This window comes from Bacillus hominis, from assembly GCF_018332515.1.
GTDB lineage: Bacteria > Bacillota > Bacilli > Bacillales > Bacillaceae_G > Bacillus_A > Bacillus_A hominis.
The window spans coordinates 1-483 of the sequence record NZ_BOQD01000449.1 but is presented as its reverse complement, the minus strand read 5'-3'; the positions used below and the strand labels follow the sequence as shown (position 1 = coordinate 483).

Genomic DNA, 483 nt, shown 5'->3' with positions numbered 1-483 from the left:
TTGACAACCCCCATTCAGCCAGGTCATCTTCTTTCATCGTTACAATGGTAGATTTATCATGGAATTTAGCAAATCCATCAATATGAAAATCAGTAATATCTAAATTAGGCACTCCATCTAACCAAATAAAGTTTGTCACTCCAAGGTCACTTATATATTTTTCAATTTCCTTTTCTGATAAATCAGGATTTCTATTTTTATTCGTTACTGCACTTCGAGTTAATAAAGCAGTCCCATTGCTATCTAATTCAATTGCGCCACCTTCAAGGACAAATTTCCCCCAATCAATTCTTTCAATCCCTGATTGTTTACTAACATTTTCACGTATACGAGCATCATTTTTATAAGGCGTTTTCTTTCCCCATCCATTAAATGCCGGATCTAATATTTTTAAATTTTTATTATTGTCATAAACAAAAATCGGTCCACTATCTCGTGCCCATACATCATCAGTAGGAGCGATAAAGAAATCAATTTTATCCA

Annotated in this window: 1 protein-coding gene; it reads right to left on the bottom strand. The window is 33.5% G+C overall.

Going from position 1 to position 483, the window contains the following annotated elements:
• The coding region (locus KI356_RS26225; protein ID WP_212936908.1) for an agmatine deiminase family protein at positions 1 to 483 on the bottom strand (483 nt) is incomplete at both ends.